The organism is Pseudomonas fluorescens, assembly GCF_902497875.1.
In the GTDB taxonomy this organism is placed as follows: Bacteria; Pseudomonadota; Gammaproteobacteria; order Pseudomonadales; family Pseudomonadaceae; genus Aquipseudomonas; species Aquipseudomonas fluorescens_BR.
Genome location: NZ_CABVHY010000150.1, coordinates 1 through 1,214 on the forward strand (window position 1 = coordinate 1; position 1,214 = coordinate 1,214).

Below are 1,214 nucleotides of genomic sequence, written 5' to 3' on the forward strand. Positions count from 1 at the left end.
GCAAAGGTAACGAGAAAGCCACCCTGGACCTGAAAGTGCAGGGCCTCACCCCCTTCGTCGACGGCGCCCGACTACTGGCCCTGGCCAATGGCATCGAAGCCAATAATACGCTGGAGCGCTTGCAGCAACTGGTGGCCCGGGAAGTCATCGAACGGCTGGACGGTGCTGCGTACGAGGAGGCCTACCACTTCATTCAGCAGACCCGCATGCAGCAGCATCAACTGCAAACCCGCGAGAACCTGCCCTACTCCAACCGGGTCGACCCTGACAGCCTCAATCACCTGGATCGGCGAATCCTCCGTGAATCCCTGCGCCAGGCCCAGCGATTGCAAAGCAGCCTGGCCCTGCGGTATCAGCTATGAGTCTGTTCTCCTGGCTAAGGCCCGACGGCCCGAAACTGACGCTCGAGCAGCAACAGCGACTGGAGCACTTGATAGCCGCCCCGGAACTGAGCGAATGCAGCCTGCGCGAGCAACGCTGGGTGGTCTTGGATCTGGAAACCACCGGGCTTAACCTGAACAAGGACGTGGTGCTGTCCATCGGCGCGGTGGTGATCGAAGACGGGGCGATCGACTTCAGCCAACAATTCGAACAAACCTTGCAGCGCGAAGATCACAAGCTCAGCCCCGCGGTATTGATCCACGGCCTGGGCCCCAGCGCGATTGCCGCCGGGAGCGATCCGGCCGAAGCCTTGCTGGACTTCATGGAGTTCGTCGGCGACAGCCCGTTGCTGGCCTTTCATGCACCGTTCGATCAGCACATGCTTGGGCGGGCCTTGAAAGACAGCCTGGGTTATCGCTTGCAGCACACGTTTCTCGATGTCGCAGACATGGCGCCGTTGCTCTGCCCCCGAGCGCACGTCAGCAAAGCCGGGCTGGATCAATGGATCGACTATTTCAATCTGCAGGTTGGCGAACGCCACCACGCCAGCGCCGATGCGCTGGCCACAGCAGAGCTGGCCCTGATCCTGTTCAGCCGGGCGCGACAGCAGCAAATTCATAGCCCGCTGAACCTGCAACAACGGCTGAACCAGTGGAAGCGTCGCAAGCAGGCGCATTCGTTCTAGAGTGCGACGCGATTTCCCGTAGCAGCTGGCGAAGCCTGCGTTCGGCCGCGCAGCGGTCGTAAAACCTGAGAGCGCGGTCTTTCAGGAAGATCAAGGTGTTCTGATTCACGAGGACTACGTCCTCGAACGCAGGCTTCGCCAGCTGCTA

2 protein-coding genes are annotated in these 1,214 nt (G+C 61.0%); both read left to right on the forward strand.

The genetic code is table 11. The features are described from left to right. On the forward strand, window positions 1-362 hold a 362-nt coding region (locus F8N85_RS34340; RefSeq protein ID WP_318183236.1), incomplete at its 5' end, for a putative nucleotidyltransferase substrate binding domain-containing protein. After that, on the forward strand, window positions 359-1,066 hold the full coding sequence (locus F8N85_RS34345) for a PolC-type DNA polymerase III (RefSeq protein ID WP_150804195.1): 708 nt from the start codon (window positions 359-361) through the stop codon (window positions 1,064-1,066). The genes F8N85_RS34340 and F8N85_RS34345, both read left to right, overlap by 4 nt. The last annotated feature ends 148 nt before the right edge of the window (window positions 1,067-1,214 follow it).